16 protein-coding genes are annotated in these 16,512 nt (G+C 72.2%); 9 read left to right on the forward strand and 7 right to left on the reverse strand.

Annotated features, from left to right (window positions below; genetic code table 11):
* Positions 1 to 91 precede the first annotated feature (91 nt).
* On the forward strand, positions 92 to 2,272 hold the full coding sequence (locus tag ACWD6P_RS22795) for an AAA family ATPase (RefSeq protein ID WP_451445980.1): 2,181 nt from the start codon (positions 92 to 94) through the stop codon (positions 2,270 to 2,272).
* Positions 2,273 to 2,299: 27 nt separating this feature from the next.
* Here the strand turns inward: ACWD6P_RS22795 and ACWD6P_RS22800 are convergent, their stop codons facing one another.
* Both ACWD6P_RS22800 and ACWD6P_RS22805 read right to left on the reverse strand, forming a co-directional pair.
* Positions 2,300 to 2,755, reverse strand: coding sequence for a hypothetical protein (locus ACWD6P_RS22800; protein WP_451445981.1), 456 nt, complete (start codon positions 2,753 to 2,755; stop codon positions 2,300 to 2,302).
* A 233-nt stretch (positions 2,756 to 2,988) separates the two neighbouring features.
* Positions 2,989 to 4,236: a hypothetical protein gene (locus ACWD6P_RS22805; RefSeq protein ID WP_451445982.1), complete on the reverse strand. Its 1,248-nt coding sequence runs from the start codon at positions 4,234 to 4,236 to the stop codon at positions 2,989 to 2,991.
* A gap of 248 nt (positions 4,237 to 4,484) precedes the next feature.
* Here ACWD6P_RS22805 and cbiE point away from each other — a divergent pair, with 248 nt between their 5' ends.
* From cbiE to ACWD6P_RS22820, 3 genes are all read left to right on the forward strand, one after another.
* Positions 4,485 to 5,825, forward strand: coding sequence for a precorrin-6y C5,15-methyltransferase (decarboxylating) subunit CbiE (gene cbiE, locus ACWD6P_RS22810; protein WP_451445983.1), 1,341 nt, complete (start codon positions 4,485 to 4,487; stop codon positions 5,823 to 5,825).
* 105 nt (positions 5,826 to 5,930) lie between these two features.
* A complete protein-coding gene (gene cobM, locus ACWD6P_RS22815; protein WP_451445984.1) occupies positions 5,931 to 6,710 on the forward strand; it encodes a precorrin-4 C(11)-methyltransferase in 780 nt (259 codons plus the stop codon).
* Between the two features lie 110 nt (positions 6,711 to 6,820).
* Positions 6,821 to 7,204: a hypothetical protein gene (locus ACWD6P_RS22820; RefSeq protein ID WP_451445985.1), complete on the forward strand. Its 384-nt coding sequence runs from the start codon at positions 6,821 to 6,823 to the stop codon at positions 7,202 to 7,204.
* 85 nt (positions 7,205 to 7,289) lie between these two features.
* Here the strand turns inward: ACWD6P_RS22820 and ACWD6P_RS22825 are convergent, their stop codons facing one another.
* The gene (locus tag ACWD6P_RS22825; RefSeq protein ID WP_451445986.1) at positions 7,290 to 8,498 is read right to left on the reverse strand and encodes a cobalt-precorrin-5B (C(1))-methyltransferase; all 1,209 of its coding nucleotides are present in this window, start codon (positions 8,496 to 8,498) and stop codon (positions 7,290 to 7,292) included.
* Between the two features lie 17 nt (positions 8,499 to 8,515).
* Between ACWD6P_RS22825 and ACWD6P_RS22830 the strand changes: the two genes are divergently transcribed.
* The gene (locus ACWD6P_RS22830; RefSeq protein WP_451445987.1) at positions 8,516 to 9,304 is read left to right on the forward strand and encodes a cobalt-precorrin-6A reductase; all 789 of its coding nucleotides are present in this window, start codon (positions 8,516 to 8,518) and stop codon (positions 9,302 to 9,304) included.
* 155 nt (positions 9,305 to 9,459) lie between these two features.
* On the opposite strand, the gene ACWD6P_RS22835 is transcribed toward ACWD6P_RS22830, so the two are convergent.
* A complete protein-coding gene (locus ACWD6P_RS22835; protein WP_451445988.1) occupies positions 9,460 to 9,699 on the reverse strand; it encodes a hypothetical protein in 240 nt (79 codons plus the stop codon).
* A 130-nt stretch (positions 9,700 to 9,829) separates the two neighbouring features.
* Between ACWD6P_RS22835 and ACWD6P_RS22840 the strand changes: the two genes are divergently transcribed.
* From ACWD6P_RS22840 to ACWD6P_RS22855, 4 genes are all read left to right on the forward strand, one after another.
* Entirely contained in the window at positions 9,830 to 10,651 is an 822-nt protein-coding gene (locus tag ACWD6P_RS22840) for a helix-turn-helix domain-containing protein (RefSeq protein ID WP_451445989.1), read from the forward strand.
* A complete protein-coding gene (locus ACWD6P_RS22845; protein ID WP_451445990.1) occupies positions 10,648 to 10,869 on the forward strand; it encodes a DUF397 domain-containing protein in 222 nt (73 codons plus the stop codon). Before ACWD6P_RS22840 ends, ACWD6P_RS22845 begins: the two co-directional genes overlap by 4 nt.
* A gap of 363 nt (positions 10,870 to 11,232) precedes the next feature.
* Entirely contained in the window at positions 11,233 to 11,823 is a 591-nt protein-coding gene (locus tag ACWD6P_RS22850; RefSeq protein WP_451445991.1) for a hypothetical protein, read from the forward strand.
* A gap of 151 nt (positions 11,824 to 11,974) precedes the next feature.
* Entirely contained in the window at positions 11,975 to 12,565 is a 591-nt protein-coding gene (locus ACWD6P_RS22855) for a hypothetical protein (RefSeq protein WP_451445992.1), read from the forward strand.
* A 51-nt stretch (positions 12,566 to 12,616) separates the two neighbouring features.
* On the opposite strand, the gene cobJ is transcribed toward ACWD6P_RS22855, so the two are convergent.
* The 3 genes from cobJ to cobG form a co-directional block, all read right to left on the reverse strand.
* Complete coding sequence (gene cobJ / locus ACWD6P_RS22860; protein WP_451445993.1) at positions 12,617 to 14,224, reverse strand: precorrin-3B C(17)-methyltransferase; 1,608 nt, start codon at positions 14,222 to 14,224, stop codon at positions 12,617 to 12,619.
* Between the two features lie 2 nt (positions 14,225 to 14,226).
* Entirely contained in the window at positions 14,227 to 14,859 is a 633-nt protein-coding gene (locus ACWD6P_RS22865; protein ID WP_393485555.1) for a precorrin-8X methylmutase, read from the reverse strand.
* 154 nt (positions 14,860 to 15,013) lie between these two features.
* Complete coding sequence (gene cobG / locus ACWD6P_RS22870; protein ID WP_451445994.1) at positions 15,014 to 16,471, reverse strand: precorrin-3B synthase; 1,458 nt, start codon at positions 16,469 to 16,471, stop codon at positions 15,014 to 15,016.
* Positions 16,472 to 16,512: the final 41 nt, after the last annotated feature.

A 16,512-nucleotide genomic window follows, 5' to 3' on the forward strand; every position in this document is an offset into this window, starting at 1 on the left:
TCGCTCCGGCGGCAGCCGCCGACGGGGACTCCTGCCGATGTCCCCGGGGAATGCTGAATCGATCCATGACGTACCGGGACGGGGGCCGCGGATGCACCAGGACGGGCACGGGCACGGCATGCACAACGCCAACGCCATCGGGGGTTCGGCGAGGATAGAGGGCCCCAGCGTCCAGGCGGGAGCGATCCACGGAGGCGTCCACTTCCACGACCGCACCGCGCCCGGCTCCGCGCCCCGGCTGCCCGTTCCCCGGCAACTCCTGCCGGTCTCCCCGCACTTCACGGACCGCGAGCACGACCTCGCCACGCTCGATGCGCTGTGCGCCCGCCGCCCAGCCGACTCGGCGCCGCTCATCGTGGTGTCCGGACCGGCCGGGATAGGGAAGACCGCGCTGGTGTCCCGCTGGCTGCGGACCACCGCCGAGCAGTTCCCCGACGGTCAGCTGTACGCGGACCTACGGGGCCACGCAGCCGACGGACCCGCCACGCCGTCCGAAGTACTCGGCCAATTTCTGCGCGCACTGGGCATGGGCCCGGTCCCGGCGGACCTGGGGGAGCAGACCGCGCTCTGGCGCTCGGTCACCGTCGGCCTCCGGGTCTCCGTGATGCTGGACAACGTCTTCTCCGCCGCCCAGGTCCGTCCGCTGCTTCCCGGCGGCCACCGCGGCCTGATCGTGGCGACGAGCAGACACCGCCTCACGGGATTACGGGCCGACGGCGCGCTCTACCACCAGCTCGGGCTGCTCGACCAGGCCGCCGCCGAAGAGGTGCTGTCCCGAGGGGTCGGCGCCGACCGGGTACGCAGCGAGGCGCAGGAGACCCGCCAGCTGATAGCCCTGTGCGGCGGGTTCCCGCTGGCCCTGTGCCTGGCATCCGCCCGCCTGGCCTCCCGCCCCCGGCAGCCGGTGCGCTCGCTGGTGGAGGCGCTCACCCGGCAGGGCCAGCTGGCCGCACTGGCGATAGAAGGAGAGCCCTCCGTGAACCACGCCCTCGACGAGTCCTACGCGGTGCTGGCTCCCGAGGCGGCGCGGCTCTACCGCCGGCTCGCACTGCTGCCGGCCCGCGCGCTGGATGCCCGGACCGCCGCGGCCGCCTGCGCGGTCCCGCTCGCCGAGGCCGAGCGACTGCTGGACGTACTGGTCGAGGCCAACCTCGTCGAGGACATCGGCCCGGACAGCTACCGCTTCCACGACCTCGTCCGCCTGCACGCCGAGGAACAGGGGCGGTCCGAGGAACGTCCGGAGGACCGCGCCGAGGTGCGCAGACGTGCCTGCGACTGGTACCTGGCCACCGCCACACAGGCCCAACGGCACCTGTCCCCGATCCAGCTGACCCTTCGCCGGACCTATGCCTTCCCCCCGGACGGCCTGCCCTTCCCGTTCACCGACGCGCCCGGCGCCCTGACCTGGCTGGAGACACACCGCCGGGATCTGCTCGCGGCGGTACGGACGGCGTACGAGGCCGGCTGGGACGACACGGCCTGGCAACTGGTCGACGCGCTCTGGCCGTTGTTCCACCGGCTGCGCTACCACGACCTGTGGCTGGAGGCGCACGAGATCGGGCTGCGCGCCGCCCGGCGCGGCGGCGACCGTGCCGCGGAGCGCCAGATGCTCAACTCCGGTGCCATCGGCTTCGGCGTCGCCGGACGGACCGACGACGCCATCACCTGGTTCTCCTGGTCGCTGGACGCCGCCCGCGAGGCCGGGGACGCCCGGGACGAGGGCCAGGCGCTGCACGGCATCGGCTCGGCGCTGCGGCAGGCGGGCCGCTTCCCCGAAGCCGGCGCCTTCCTGAACCAGGCCATCGCCACCTGGGAGGCCGTCGGCTATCCGCGGGGGACGGCGCTGTCGCGCATCGTGCTGGGCGAGATGGCACTGGAGAGCCCGGCCGCGGAATGGGACGGGCGGCGCGCCGCGGAGTACTTCGACCTGGCCCGCAGCACCCTGCTGGCCGTGGACGACCCCTATGACGCCGCCCGCGCGCTCGCCTTCCACGGGCGGGCCCGTGCCGTCGAAGGCGCGTACGAGGCCGGGGCGGCCGAGCTGAGGGAGGCCCTGGCGGTGTTCGAGGCAGCCGGGGCCACGCCCTGGCAGGCCCGCACGCTGGAGATGCTCGCGATGAGCGCCGTGGAGCACGCGGATCTCCCGGTGGCACGGGACTGCTTCGCCCGCGCCGGGGAGCTGTACGCGCGGCAGAGCCCGTCGGACGCGCGGCGGGTGGAGGGCCTGCTGGCCGGTATCGCGGCGCATCCAGCAGACCCTCAAGACGCTTGAACCAGCCAGGGCAGCGTCTCCACAACCTCACTGATGAGGCATCACCCGGGCGGAGAGGCCGCGGTGGCCGTCCGCCGGTGACGGGGCGAGCGCCAGCACCGTGAGCGGCAGCAGCCCTTCCAGCGCGTACCCGGTCACGACCAGCCCGTACAGGCACGACGCCATCAAGGAGTACTCCCAGGCCGCCCGGCCCCGAGCGGGGTGCGGCAGCGTCGGCCGGAGGAACGCCGACCGCAGCAGCCGACAGGGTCCGATGCGCTCCGCGACCGCCCAGCCGCCCCCGATCAGCGGCAGCCCGGCAAGCCGGCACCCGGTGTACCGGCCGAGGGCGTCCCGCAGCCAACCGACCGCGCTCTCGGCCGGCCACGGGCGGCTGCCGTGCAGCACATCGGCACAGGCGAGCCAGCGCTCCTCGGTGCAGCGTTCGGCGTCCACCGCGAAGTGGTCGTCCACCGCGAAGTGGTCGTCGACAGCGGCGGGCACCGCACCGTGACCGCCACCGGTCCGCGTCCCGCCGTTCCCCTTCCCGCCGAACCAGGCACAAGCCGGCAGGGAGGAGCCGACGGAGTCCGGGGACCTTCCGCCCACGGCCCCCTCACCCCCTGCTCCCGGTACCGCTACCGATACCGACACCGCGATCGCCCTGCTGCCCTGCCACACCCTCACCCGCCGCTGTCCCCGGGCACCCCAGGGCGCCACCGTGGCCGGTACCCGGTTCATGCCGACACCCCCGTCCCGCAGCTGCCGTGCGGTGCGGCGGCCCAGGACGCCAGGGACGGGGGCGGCGGCAGCGGCAGGGTGGGGGCGGGGTGCGCGGGCTGGCCGAGGCCGAGCAGCCGGTAGAGCAGCCGGCGCATGTTCCGGCTGAACCGGCCCGGCTCGGACGTGATCCGCGCGGCGATCGCCCCGTACTCCTCCCGCTGATGCCGGTGGTACTCGGAAGTCGCGTACGCCAGCTGGCTCTTCAGCGGGTGGGCCGGCGACAGCGCGGGCGCCGTCCGGGCCAGCGCGGCGGCCGGTGAGGCCGGGTTGATCTCCTGCTCGGGCGAGGCGGTCAGCAGGATCGGCGCCTTGGTCAGCGTCCCGTACAGGGTCACCGATCCGTGGTCCCCGATGATCGTGTCCGCCGCGATCAGCACGGTCCGCCAGTCCGCCTCCGGAGGCACCACCGCGAGGCCGCGATGTACACACTGCGCCAGCCAGGCCCGCACCTGCCGGGCCCCGTGCCCCGACCAGACGTTGGGATGCACCAGCAGCGCCACCCGCCGGTTGCGGCCCACGAGCTCCAGCAGCCGCGGCAACAGCGCCTCGATCGCCCCGAAGGAGGACCGGGTCCCCCAGGTGGAGACGACGGCGGTGAGCTGCTGCCCCTTGGCGAGCCCGAGCGCACGGCGGTAGGCGCCGCGCCGGGGCAGGCTGGCCACCATCCGGTCGTGCACCGGGTCACCGACCACGGAGGCGACCGAAAGCGCTTCCGGGCAGGAGCGCGCCAGCCCGTCGAGGTCGTCCCGGTGCGCCAGAACCACCGCGGCGGGCAGCTCCCGTCCGGCCGGTGCGAGGTCCTGCCGTGCCAGCCCGGCCACCCGGGTGTCGGCTCCCTCGGTGACCCGCTTCAGGAAGTTGGCGCCGTGCGGCAGCATGATCAGCGGTGCGCGCACCTTCTCCACCTCGCGCGGCCCGGCCGCCAGCGCCAGGTCGAACTCCATCCGGACCGCTTCGTCCCACGGCAGCACGGCGCCGCCCAGCCGCTCCAGCAGCCGCGCCACGCCGTCCCCGAACGGGTGGGGCGGGGCGGTGAACACCACCTGGACCCGGAGATCCGACTCCAGCAGGGAGCAGACCTCCGCCAGCCGCTTGCCGTACGTCACGGTGTGCACGACGATCAGGACCCGCTTCCGTCCCGTGAGCGTCAGCCATTCCCGTAACTGGTGCTGCCTTCCTTCGAACACCCGCAATGCCGTCATGGCATCCCCCATGTCTGCTCGTCTGCTCGATGTCGACGTGGCCCGGAACCGCGGTCCGGGACAGCCCGCCACCAAGGACGTGCCCGTACGGCTGGACGAAAGCCTTGCCGCACCCTTGCGGAAACCTTGCGGCGGGGGAGAGCCGCGGAGTGCCGGGCGGGCCGGGCCCGGTCGCGGGCCCCGGCCTCCCGGTCAGTAGAGTTCGGCACCCGCCACCCACCCCGTCCCGACGCAAGAGGTCATCGGCAGTGAGCCCCGCACCACCCTCCCCCGGCCACCGCGGGCAGGTGCCCCCACCGGCCGCTGGGGAACCCCTCGCGGTCGTCGGCATCGGAGCCGACGGCTGGGACGGACTGCCCGCCGCCTCCCAACAGGTGCTGCGCGCGGCCGAGGTGCTGATCGGCGGCGCGCGCCAGCTCGCGCTGCTGCCCGCGCAGTGCCCCGGCGAGCGCGTCCCGTGGCCCTCGCCGCTGCGCCCCGCCGTCCCGGGGCTGCTCGCCGCGCACGCCGGACGCCGGGTGTGCGTGCTGGCCAGCGGCGACCCGATGTTCTACGGGATCGGGCGGACGCTGACCGAGGTGCTGGCGGAGCAGGAGGCGCAAGCGGAGCAGGACGTCGCGGCGGCAGGCCGCCGGCCGGGCGGCGGTCCGCCCCGGCTGCGCGTCTTCCCGCACCCCTCCTCCGTCTCCTACGCCTGCGCCCGGCTCGGCTGGCCCGTCGAGGACACCGAGGTCGTCACGCTCGTCGGGCGGCCCACCGAGAACCTGGCCCGCGCGCTCTACGACGGCCGGCGGCTGCTCGTGCTGTCCGCCGGGCCCGGCACCCCCGCCGAGGTCGCCGGCCTGCTGCGGGCACAGGGCTTCGGCCCCACCCGTATGCGCGTACTGGAACAACTCGGCTCCGGGCGCGAGCGGACGGTGGAAGGGGCGGCCGCCGACTGGGACGCGCCGCCCGCCGACCCCCTCAACGTCATCGCGCTGGACTGCGTCCGTGAGCCCGGCACCCCGGCCCTGTCCACCGTCCCCGGCCTGCCCGACACCGCGTACGAGCACGACGGCCAGCTCACCAAGCGTCATGTGCGCGCCGCCACGCTCGCCGCGCTGGCCCCCGCCCCCGGCGAACTCCTGTGGGACATCGGCGGCGGCTCCGGCTCCATCGCCATCGAATGGCTGCGCGCGCACCGCAGCGTGCGCGCCGTCAGCGTCGAGCGCGACCCGGCACGGGCCGAGCGGATCGGCCGTAACGCGCGCGCTCTGGGGGTACCGGCACTGCGCGTCGTGCACGGCCCCGCGCCCGCCGCGCTGGACGGCCTGCCGGCACCGGACGCGGTGTTCATCGGCGGCGGTCTGACCGCCCCCGGCCTGCTGGCCGCCTGCTGGGAGGCGCTGCCCCCGGGCGGCCGCATCGTCGCGAACACCGTGACGCTGGAGTCCGAGGCGCTGCTCGCCGAGTGGTACCGGCGGCACGGCGGTGAACTGGTGCGCCTCGCGGTCGCCCACGCGGTACCGGTCGGCGGTTTCACGGGGTGGCGGCAGGCGATGCCGGTCACCCAGTGGGCCGCCGTGAAGCCCGCGGCGGGGCCGTCGTGAGGTGACGCCCGCGGCGGGCCGCCGCCGCGCCCGCGCCCCGCCCTCGCCCGCATGTCCGTCCGCCCTTGGTCCCCCTCTGGTCCCCCTCCCAGGAGTCCGTCCACCATGACCGTCCACTTCATCGGCGCGGGTCCCGGCGCCGCCGACCTGATCACCGTGCGCGGCGCCCGTACGCTCGCCTCCTGCGACGTCTGTCTCTACGCCGGCAGCCTGGTGCCGCGCGAGCTGCTCGCCGAATGCCCGCCCGGCGCCCGGCTCATCGACACCGCGCAGCTCGACCTCGACACCATCACCGCCGAAATGGTCCGCGCCCACCAGGAGGGCCACGACGTCGCCCGGCTGCACTCCGGCGACCCGTCCGTCTTCAGCGCGGTCGCCGAGCAGATGCGCCGGCTGGACGCGGCCGGAGTGCCGTACGAAGTGGTGCCGGGCGTCCCGGCGTTCGCCGCCGCAGCCGCCGCCCTCAAGCGCGAGCTGACCGTGCCCACGGTCGGCCAGACCGTCATCCTCACCCGCGTCGCCCAGCGCGCCACCCCCATGCCCGAGGGCGAGGACCTCGCCACCCTGGGGCGCAGCGGCGCGCTGCTGGTGCTGCACCTGGCCGCGATGTACGTCGACCGGGTCGTCGCCGAACTCCTGCCGCACTACGGCCCCGACTGCCCGGCCGCCGTCGTCGCCATGGCCTCCCGCCCCGACGAACTGGTGCTGCGCGGCACGCTGTCCGACATCGCCGGTCAGGTGAAGGCCGCGGGCGTGGTCCGTACGGCGGTCATCATGGTCGGCCGCACCCTGGGCGCCGAGCAGTTCCGCGACAGCCATCTGTACTCGGCGGACCGGGAGCGGCCGCACGGATCCTGCGGCACGGGCCCTGCGGCGTCTGACTGATCACATCACCGCATCGGGGTGAATGTCCGTTATCTGCTGTGCCGATGCCGGTAAGGACGGTGCACATCCACACGGGGACCGCGTCACCCAAGTCAAAGGAGTACGCCACGATGCGCACGAGACTGGCCGCCGGATCGGTTGCCGCCGCAGCCCTGCTGACCCTCTTCGGCGGCGATGTCGCCGGCGCCGACGACACGCACAACCGCCCGCAGGCCAAGGCCGCCGACCCCGTACCGGCGGGCGACCGCTCGCCGACGATGCACGAGAGCACCCCCACCCAGGACATCTCGCGGCGGCCCGAGGCCCGCGAGCAGCGCCCGGAGTACCGCGAGCAGCGCCCGGAGTGGCTGAACGACAGCCCGGTACGGCTGACCGCCTGCGCCCTGGGGACGGCCGTGAGCCGGCTGGCCGGGATCGACGACTCCTGTGTGCACGAGCGGCTGGGCATCCCCTACGAGAAGAGCCACGGGAGGAACTACGGCGGTAGCCACTGAGGAACTCCCCGGACGGCCGGTGAGGAGTGACGCCGGCGGCCGGTGAAGGCGGCAGGGAACGGCCGGTGAGGAGTGCGGGGAAGCCTCACCGGCTCGGAGCCTGACCTGGACGCGGGCCCTGGCCCGGCCCCCGTGGCTCCGCCCGTCCCACCACCATCCCCGCCCGGTCGATGCAGATGACATCGACCGCGACGGGCGCGCCGCGCAGCACGGCCAGCGCCTCGTCCCGCGCCGTCGCCGCCACCAGATCCCCCAGCGGAACGCCGGCCGCCGCGCACAACTGCAGCGCGGCCAGCCCCGTGTTGGCCTCGGCCACCGCCCCCGCGAGCGCCTCGTCCGCTCCGCCCCGCCGGGCCAGCTCGGCGAGGAACCCCTTGTCCACCTGGGACCGCGCCGAGTGCAGATCCAGATGCCCGGCCGCCAGTTTGGACAGCTTGGCGAACCCGCCGCAGATGGTGAGCCGGTCCACGGGATGGCGCCGCAGGTACTTCAGCACCGCCCCCGCGAAGTCGCCCATGTCCAGCAGCGCGTCCTCGGGCAGACGGTGCAGCGCGACGGCGACCTTCTCCGACGTCGACCCCGTACACCCGGCCACATGCGTCCGCCCCGCCGCACGCGCCACATCCACCCCACGCCGGATGGAATCGATCCACGCCGAGCAGGAGTACGGCACCACGATCCCGGTGGTCCCCAGGATCGACAGCCCGCCCAGGATGCCCAGCCGCGGGTTCCACGTACTGCGCGCGATCTCCTCCCCGTGATCGACGGAGATCTCCACCTCGACGTCCGCCGCCGCGCCCGCGCCCCCGTACCGGCGCGCCACCTCCGCCAGGTGCTCGCGCATCATCTGCCGCGGTACGGGATTGACCGCCGGCTCCCCGACGTCCAGGGGCAGCCCCGGCCGCGTCACCGTCCCGACGCCCGGACCGGCCGTGAAGCGCACCCCCGACCCGGCCGGCAACGCCCGCACCCTGGCCCGGATCAGCGCACCGTGCGTCACATCCGGGTCGTCCCCGGCGTCCTTCACCACCCCCGCCATGGCGCTGCCGGCACCGGCCGCCAGCTCCTCCACCGCCAGCGCGAAGGACGGCGTCTGCCCCTTCGGCAAGGTGATCGTCACCGGGTCCGGGAAATCGCCGCTCAGCAGCGCCGTGTACGCGGCCGTGCTCGCCGCCGTCGCACAGGCACCGGTCGTCCAGCCGTGCCGCAGCCCGGTGTGCGCGAGCTGGGCACTGCGCCCTCCCGCGGCCTTCCCCGTACCCTGCCCCGTACTCTTCGGTTGCTCTTCAGCCACGGAGGAACCCACATCCCATGAACGACGCAGCCCGCCCGGTGCACCACGTACTGATCCTCGGCGGCACCACGGAGGCCCGCCGCCTGGCCACGATGCTGGCACCGGAGCCGGCCCTGCGGGTGACGACCTCGCTCGCGGGCCGGGTCGCCGCGCCCCGGCTCCCCGCCGGGGACGTCCGCATCGGAGGGTTCGGCGGCTCCGAGGGCCTTGCCCGCTGGCTGCGCGAGCATGCGGTGGACGCGCTCATCGACGCCACCCATCCTTTCGCCAACACGATCAGTCACCACGCGGCCCTGGCCGCCCGCACCGCCCATGTTCCCCTGCTGGCCCTGCGCCGGCCCGGCTGGGTACCGGAACCCGGCGACACCTGGCACCAGGTCACCTCCCTGGCCGACGCGGCCGCCACCCTCCCCGCCCTCGGCACCCGCATCTTCCTCACCACGGGCCGCATGGGCCTGGCCCACTTCGCCCACCTCACCGACCACTGGTTCCTGGTCCGCTCCGTGGACCCGCCCGAGGCCCCGCACCCGCCCCGCATGGAGGTCCTGCTCGACCGCGGCCCCTTCACCCTGGACGGCGAACGGGCCCTGCTCCGCACCCACCGCATCGACGCCCTGGTGACGAAGGACAGCGGCGCAACGGCCACGTCCGCCAAGCTGACGGCCGCGCGGGAAGCGGGGATTCCGGTGGTGATCGTCCGCCGCCCCCCGACTCCCGAGGGAATTCCCGTGGCGCCGGACCCGGGAGAGGCGATTGCGTGGCTACGACAGCTGTTCACTTTCCAGGATTCCGGCACAGCAGACTGATTCCAGGGTTCCGGCACAGCAGACTGAAGCGATTCGCCTCCCGGACCCGCTCTTGCAATTCCGCACGCCGCTGAGCGGCTACCACTGCCCGTTCCTCCTCATTCTCATTCGACGCACAGCCCGCTGCTTCGCCCTCATCGTCTTCATCGTTCTCATCACCCACGAGGCACACCTTTGCGAAGCGTCGCGGCGAGCCGCCGGGCAAGATCAGGTGTACAACGCCCCAGTTCCACCAGCGGACGCGGATAATCCCCGGCCAGCGAGACGCCGTCGAGCGACAGCGACGGCAGCGTGATCCCCACTCCCTTCAGAGCCGTCCGCAGCTCGTCCCGCGCCTCCTCGGCGTCCTTGACCCGCTCGGCCGCCGGGCCACGACCACGCTCCAGATTTCCCATTCCTTCTCGTCTCCGTTCGAGTCCTGACTGGGCTGCCAATTTCCTTGTACGGCCCTAGAGTTGTGGCTCGGGAGCCACTCGCGAAAGGGAGTCGGCGTTGTCGCGAGAAAGGGCAACAGGGGGCTCGAAGATGGTCGAAAAGAATTCCGAGACCGAGGATTCCGCGCGCTGGGTCCTCGCCTGCGAACTCCGCCGGTTACGGGAGGCGTCCGGCAGATCGCTGGCCCAGCTGGCCGAGGAGACCAACTATGACCGCACATACCTCCACCGCCTGGAGACCGGCGAACGCCTCTCCAAACTGCCGGTCATGGAGGCGCTGGACCGGGTGTACGGCACAGGTGGGCTACTGGTGCGGCTGTGGAGGCTGGCGCGACTGGATGCGTTCAAGGACCAGTACAAGGCGTTCATGCGGTACGAGGCCAAGGCTGCGATCATCCACAAGTACTCGCTGATCGTCCCGGGCCTGTTGCAGACCGAGGACTTCGCAAGGATCGCGCTGTCGTTGGCGCCGACGCCCATAAGCCCTGACGAGCTGGAAGAGAACGTTGCCGCCCGCCTGGGCAGGCAGGATCTGCTGCACCGCAGCCCCTCGCCCAGCGTCCGGTTCATTCTCGATGAGGCGGTTCTGCGGCGTCCGGTGCAGGACCCCTTGGTCTGGCATGACCAGTTGGCACACATCACAGAGGTCACCCAAGCCTCAAACATCACGATCCAGGTGCTTCCCTTCGCCGCTGGGGTACAAGGCTTGTCGGGCGGTCCGCTCGCGCTCCTGTGGACGCCGGATGACAGGGCTGTTGCCTACTTGGAAGGCAACAGGACGGGCGAATTGATCGAGGAGCCGGAAGAAGTCCAGCGTTACCGACTGGCTTACGATCGCCTGCGAGATGCGGCGCTGTCGCCCCGTGACTCACTGGCGTTCATCCAACAGTTGGTGGAGGAGAGCAGGCCATGAAGACGATGCCCAACTTGGCTGGTGCGGTATGGCGCAAGAGCAGCTACAGCGACGGCGGAGATGACAACTGCATCGAGATCGCCGAGGGTGTTGCCGCCACCATTCCCGTCCGCGACAGCAAGAACCCCGCTGGCCCGGCTCTCCTCTTCCCGCCCGACGCCTGGTCGGCGTTCATACGCACCGTGAAGACCGGCCGTCTCGGACCGACCTCGAACTAGAGACACAGGTTGGCTGAATCGCGCGCCATTGCGGCAAGGGCTCTCCCGAAGCCATCACGTAGGGTGACAGGTCGTCCAGCCCCGGGGGGAGTTCGCTGGTGTGTGCCCTCCCCGGCGCCGGGCTCCGAAGGCCGAACAAAACGGGGAATCGGGGGAATCATGTCGACCACCAATGTCGACCCGGCTGCGTTGCGCGCGGCAGCCGTCCATGGCGAAGAGAGCCCAGCGGGGGGAGCAGCTTGGGGTGGGTGCAGACCATGTCTGGGTAGGCGCGGCGGATAGTGATCCGGTCACTCATGCCCCAACTGATTGGGAACTTCTCCCCGGTGCCCCTATTGCACGTTTCAGGGATCAGGAGGGGCGATGAGCGTGGTTGGAAGGCGAAGGTTTTCCGCGCTCGCCATCAGTGCGGTGCTTGTATCCGGCTGCCTTGGTGGCTGCTCCGTGTTGCGGAGTGATCCCGAGCCAACTATGAATGTGAATCAGGCTGTAAAGCGGATCGACGCTGTTCTGGATGGCACTTTCAAGAGCATACGTCCCCGAATTAAATGGCGTGATGGTCCCGCTGAGGCGAGGGTGCGCAAGAATTCGTTCACTAACACGGATAATGGGGAAGTGAGCGTTGGCAGGACTCGATATGTGCGTACCAAGGTGTCGAAGGCGAAGCTTACAGAACTGATGGAGACGGTTCGCAGCGAATGGACGACGTCGGGGTACGAGATTGGCGAAGTGCATTCGCAAGAGCCTACATTTTCTGGCACTGCGCCAGACGGCTGCATTATTAGATTCGGAGTGACCGGATTCGGTAGTGTTAAATTCTCGGTCAGTGTTGGTGCCGTATCGCCTGGGACTGGTGGACCGGTCAAAGGGGAAGAAGGCGGCAAATTCCCCAAGGCGCCCAATGGCGGCCCGGACTATACGCCGGACGTGCGTGACCCCTACTGGTCCAAGTGAGGTGGCGTGGCCCCTGCCCATCACAAGGGACCACGCCCTCATGCGGCCGCCTTACTTCTCCGGCTGCTCCGGATAGCGCCGAGGCATCCACGCGACCTCGGTGTCGTCGTCGCGTCGTACGACCTGAAAAGGTTATCCCCCAAGGGAGGTGATGAAGTCGATGAGGCGATGGAAATTCGCCCGGGTGGTCGCTGGTGTGATGCTTGTATCCGGCTGTCTTGGTGGCTGTTCGGTCTTCCGAGGGGATGACCCCGAGCGAGCCAACGTGAAACAGGCCGTCAAGCAGATCGACTCTGTTTTGGACGACACCTTCAAGGCGATACGCCCCAGGATCAAATGGCGCGAGGGTCCTGCCCACGTATCGGAGCGCAGGAATTCGTTCACGAATACGGCGAATGGTGAAGTTGGTGTTAGTCGGAAACGTTACGTACGCACCAAGGTGTCAAAGGCGAAACTTACCGAGCTGATCAAGGATATCTATGCTCAGTGGCGGGCGGCTGGGTATGAGATCGGTGAAATGATTCCCCAAGGGCCGTCGTTTTCCGCTACAGCCGCGGACGGTTGCGTTATTAATTTCCGCGTGGGTGGCTACGGCAACATTTCCATCAGTGCCAGCATTGACGTTCCATCCGACGCGGTCAGCGGTGACATTCGGGGAGAAGAAGGCGACAAATTCCCCAAGGCGCCCGATGGCGGACCGGACTATGCGCCGGACGTGCGTGACCCGTACTGGTCCAAGTGAGGTGGCGTGGCCCCTGCCCATTACAGGGGTCACGCCCTCAATGCGGCCGCCCTACTTTTCCGGCTGCTCCGGATAGCGCCGCGGCGTCCACACGACCTCGGTGTCGTCGTCGCGTCGTACGACCTGTGTCTGCGACGAGCCCACGAGGAGCAGGGTGCGCATGTCGACCTGGTTCGGGTCCAGGTCGGTCAGGGCGACGGTGCGGACCGATTCCTCGGGGCCGCCGATGTCGCGGGCGAGGATGACCGGGGTGTCCGGGGCGCGGTGCTCCAGCAGGAGTTCGCGGGCCTTGGCGACCTGCCAGGTGCGGGTGCGGGAGCCGGGGTTGTAGAGGGCCAGGGCCAGGTCGGCGCTCGCGGCGGCGCGGAGGCGGGCGGCGATGACCTCCCACGGCTTGAGGCGGTCGGAGAGGGAGATGACCGCGTAGTCGTGGCCGAGCGGGGCGCCGGCGCGGGCGGCGGCCGCGTTGGCGGCGGTGACGCCGGGCAGGACGCGGACGGGGACGGAGCGGTACGGCTCCTGGGAGGCGACTTCGAGGACCGCGGTGGCCATCGCGAAGATGCCCGGGTCGCCGCCGGAGACCACGGCCACCCGCCGGCCGCGGCGGGCCAGATCGAGGGCGAGTTCGGCACGTTCGGACTCGACCTTGTTGTCGGAGCCGTGGCGGCGCTGGCCGGGGCGGACCGGCACCCGGTCCAGGTACGTGGTGTAGCCGACGAGGTCCTCGGCGGCGGCGAGCGCGCCACGGGACTCCGGGGTGAGCCACAGGGGGCCCGCGGGGCCGGTGCCCACGACCACGACCTCGCCCTGTCCGGACGAGGGGGCGGCGGGCGGCGGCGGACCGGCGATGCGGCTGGGGACGACCGAGACGGAGAAGTAGGGGACGGTGTCGGAGTCGATTTCGGCCAGTCTGTCCGTGCGTTCGCCGGGCATGGTGGCGCGTTCGACGTAGTGCGCCTCGGGGAGGCGGCCGGAGCGTTCCATGGCGCGGCGGACTGTGGGGAAGGTGCGCCCGAGCTTCATGACGACGGCCGTGTCGGTGGCGGCGAGACGGGCCGTCAGCTCCTCCTCGGGGAGCGTGCCGGGGAGGATGGTGAGGACCTCGTCGGCCTCGGCGAGCGGCCTGCCCAGACGGGCCGCGGCGGCGCTGATCGAGGTGACGCCGGGGATGACCTCGGTCGGGTACCGGTGGGCCAGCCGCTTGTGCATGTGCTGGTAGGAGCCGTAGAAGAGCGGGTCGCCCTCGGAGATGACGGCGACCGTGCGGCCGGCATCGAGGTGCGCGGCGAGGCGGGCCGCGGCGGCCTCGTAGAACTCGTCCAGCGCACCGCGGTAACCGCCCGGGTGGTCGGTCGACTCGGTGGTGACCGGGTAGATCAGCGCTTCTTCGATGTGGTCGGCGCGGAGATGCCCGGCGGCTATGGAGCGCGCGATCGAGCGTCCGTGCCGGGCGCTGTGGTACGCGATGACATCGGCCTCGGCGATGACTTCGGCGGCCCGGATCGTCATGAGGGACGGATCGCCGGGGCCGAGGCCCACACCGTATAGGCGGCCGGGGGCGGTCGCCCCTGGGGCGCCGCGGTCGGTGGCCCGCTGGTGGTTTCCCGCGCCGGGCGCCGACTGCTGCTCTTCGGCGCCGGTTTCCTGCTGCTCGCTCACGCTTACTCTTCCTCGCTCGCCAGGGCGTTGATCGCGGCCGCGGCCATGGCGCTGCCGCCCCGGCGTCCGCGCACCACGATGTGGTCCAGCTTCGACGGGTGCGCGATCAGCGCGTCCTTGGACTCCGCCGCGCCGATGAAGCCGACGGGTATGCCGAGCACCGCGGCCGGCCGCGGGGCACCCTCCTCGATCATTTCGAGCAGGCGGAAGAGCGCGGTGGGCGCGTTGCCGACCGCCACCACGGCGCCTTCCATACGGTCCCGCCACAGCTCCAGGGCGGCGGCGCTGCGGGTGGTCCCCATCCGGGCGGCCAGCTCCGGCACCGACGGGTCGGCGAGCGTGCACAGCACCTCGTTGTCGGCCGGCAGCCGCTTACGGGTGACGCCGCTGGCGACCATGTTGGCGTCGCAGAGGATCGGTGCGCCGGCGCGCAGCGCCTTGCGGGCGTTGGCCACCACATCGGGGGTGAAGGCCAGATCGCGTACGAGGTCGACCATGCCGCAGGCGTGGATCATCCGGACCGCGACCCGGCTGACGTCGGCGGGCAGCCCGGCGAGATCCGCCTCGGCGCGGATGGTGGCGAAGGACTGGCGGTAGATCGCCGCACCGTCCTTCTCGTAGTCGAACGCGGTCACTGTGGCCTCGGGGGTGTCGGGGACGGACTGAGGTGGCTGGTCGGGCTGATCGGGCTGGTCGGGCTGGTCGAACTGAGGGGGCCGGTCGGGCCGGTCGGGCTGGTCGGTCTGGTTCATGGGGAGACGGGGAGGTGGGGAGAGGGGGACGCGGGGTTCACGATGTCGCGGGGTGTGCCGGTGCCGGTGCCGGTGCCGGTGCCGTGGGGTGGGCCTCGGGCCGTACCACCGATATCCGGTAGCCGCCCGCTGACGCCAGGACGTCGATCCAGCTGCCGCGGGGGTGGCCGCAGCGGCGCTCACAGCCCGACCAGTGGACGGGGAGCGTGAGATCCCCCACGGACGGCTTGTGAACGGACCGGTCCGCGGGGTTGTGTGCGGCGGGCGGGGCGCTGGGTACGGCGGCCCCCGCCGCGATCGCCGCCGCGGCGTCGGCCCGTACGTCGGTGCGGGACTTGGCGCAGCCGGGGCGGCCGGTACAGGCGCTGACGTGGCGCCAGGGGGAGTTCGGGTCGGTGATCAGGCCGGCGGCGGACAGCTCGCGCAGCCTGGCGGCGGCCGTGCCGGCGGCCAGGCCAGGGAGGACGACGCCCCGCCAGGGCGTGAGACGCAGCGCGCCGGACCCGTCATCGGCGGCGACGGCGGTCACCAGGCGCCACTGGGCCACCGACAGCCTTCCCAGCGGCACCAGGACCGAGAGGGCGCAGCTGCCGTCGGGGCCCTCGACGATGCCGGGGGCGGAGGAGTCCGCGTACACCGCCTCGGCCGTGCGCGCCGCCACGGTGTCCGTGGCCTGTGCCGTACCGTCCGCCCGCTCCGCCGCGGTGTCCGTGGCCTGTGCCGTGCCGTGCGCCCGCTCCGCCGCGACGCCCGCCGCCCGCAGCCCGTCCGCCACGGACGCGGCCGTCAGCCCGTGCCCGCCGGGGAGTTCGCGGACCCGCCAGGCGCCGCTGCCGCTCGCCTCGGCGGCGGTCAGGAAGGCCTCGGCGGCGGCGAGCGCGGCGCGGGGCACGTCCGGGCCGGCGATCCGCAGCGCCGCAGGATCGTCACCGACCCGCAGCAGCGCGGTGCCACCGGGCCGCCCGCCCGCGCCGTGCGATTCTGCGACCAAGGTCACATCCCCGCCCAGCGCCGCCACATCGCCCCGTCCGTCGTCCAGGACGAAGAGAAAACGGCCAGAGAGCGCGGTCGCGGACTCGCTCGCGCAGAGCGCCGCATCCAGGCGCCGGGCCCACAACCGCACGTCAGCGGGGGTGTGTCGGTCCAGCCCCGCCAAGGGGGAGGCGAGGATGTTGCGGATCCGTTCGTGGCGTTCGGAGGGCAGCAGACCGGCGTCGCGCAGCAGGCCGGCGAGGGGGCCGCCGCAGCCGTCGGGCAGCCCGCGGAGTTCCACGTTCCCCCGGGACGTCAGGGAGAGGTGGCCGTCGCCGAGCCGTTCCGCGGCATCGGCCAGCGCCGTGGCCTGACGGGCCGTCAAATCTCCGGCGGGCAGGCGCACTCGGGCGAGATGCCCGTCGGCGGCCGAGTGCAGCCGCAGCGCTCCCGGGCAGGCGTCACCGCGATCCCGTACGGGCGGTTCGGCCCCGGGGGGCCGTATCGAGGGGGAGGGCGGCATGGCGGCGAGCATACCCACGACGATGCGCGACCGATCCGGGG

This window comes from Streptomyces sp. NPDC002446 (assembly GCF_053595675.1).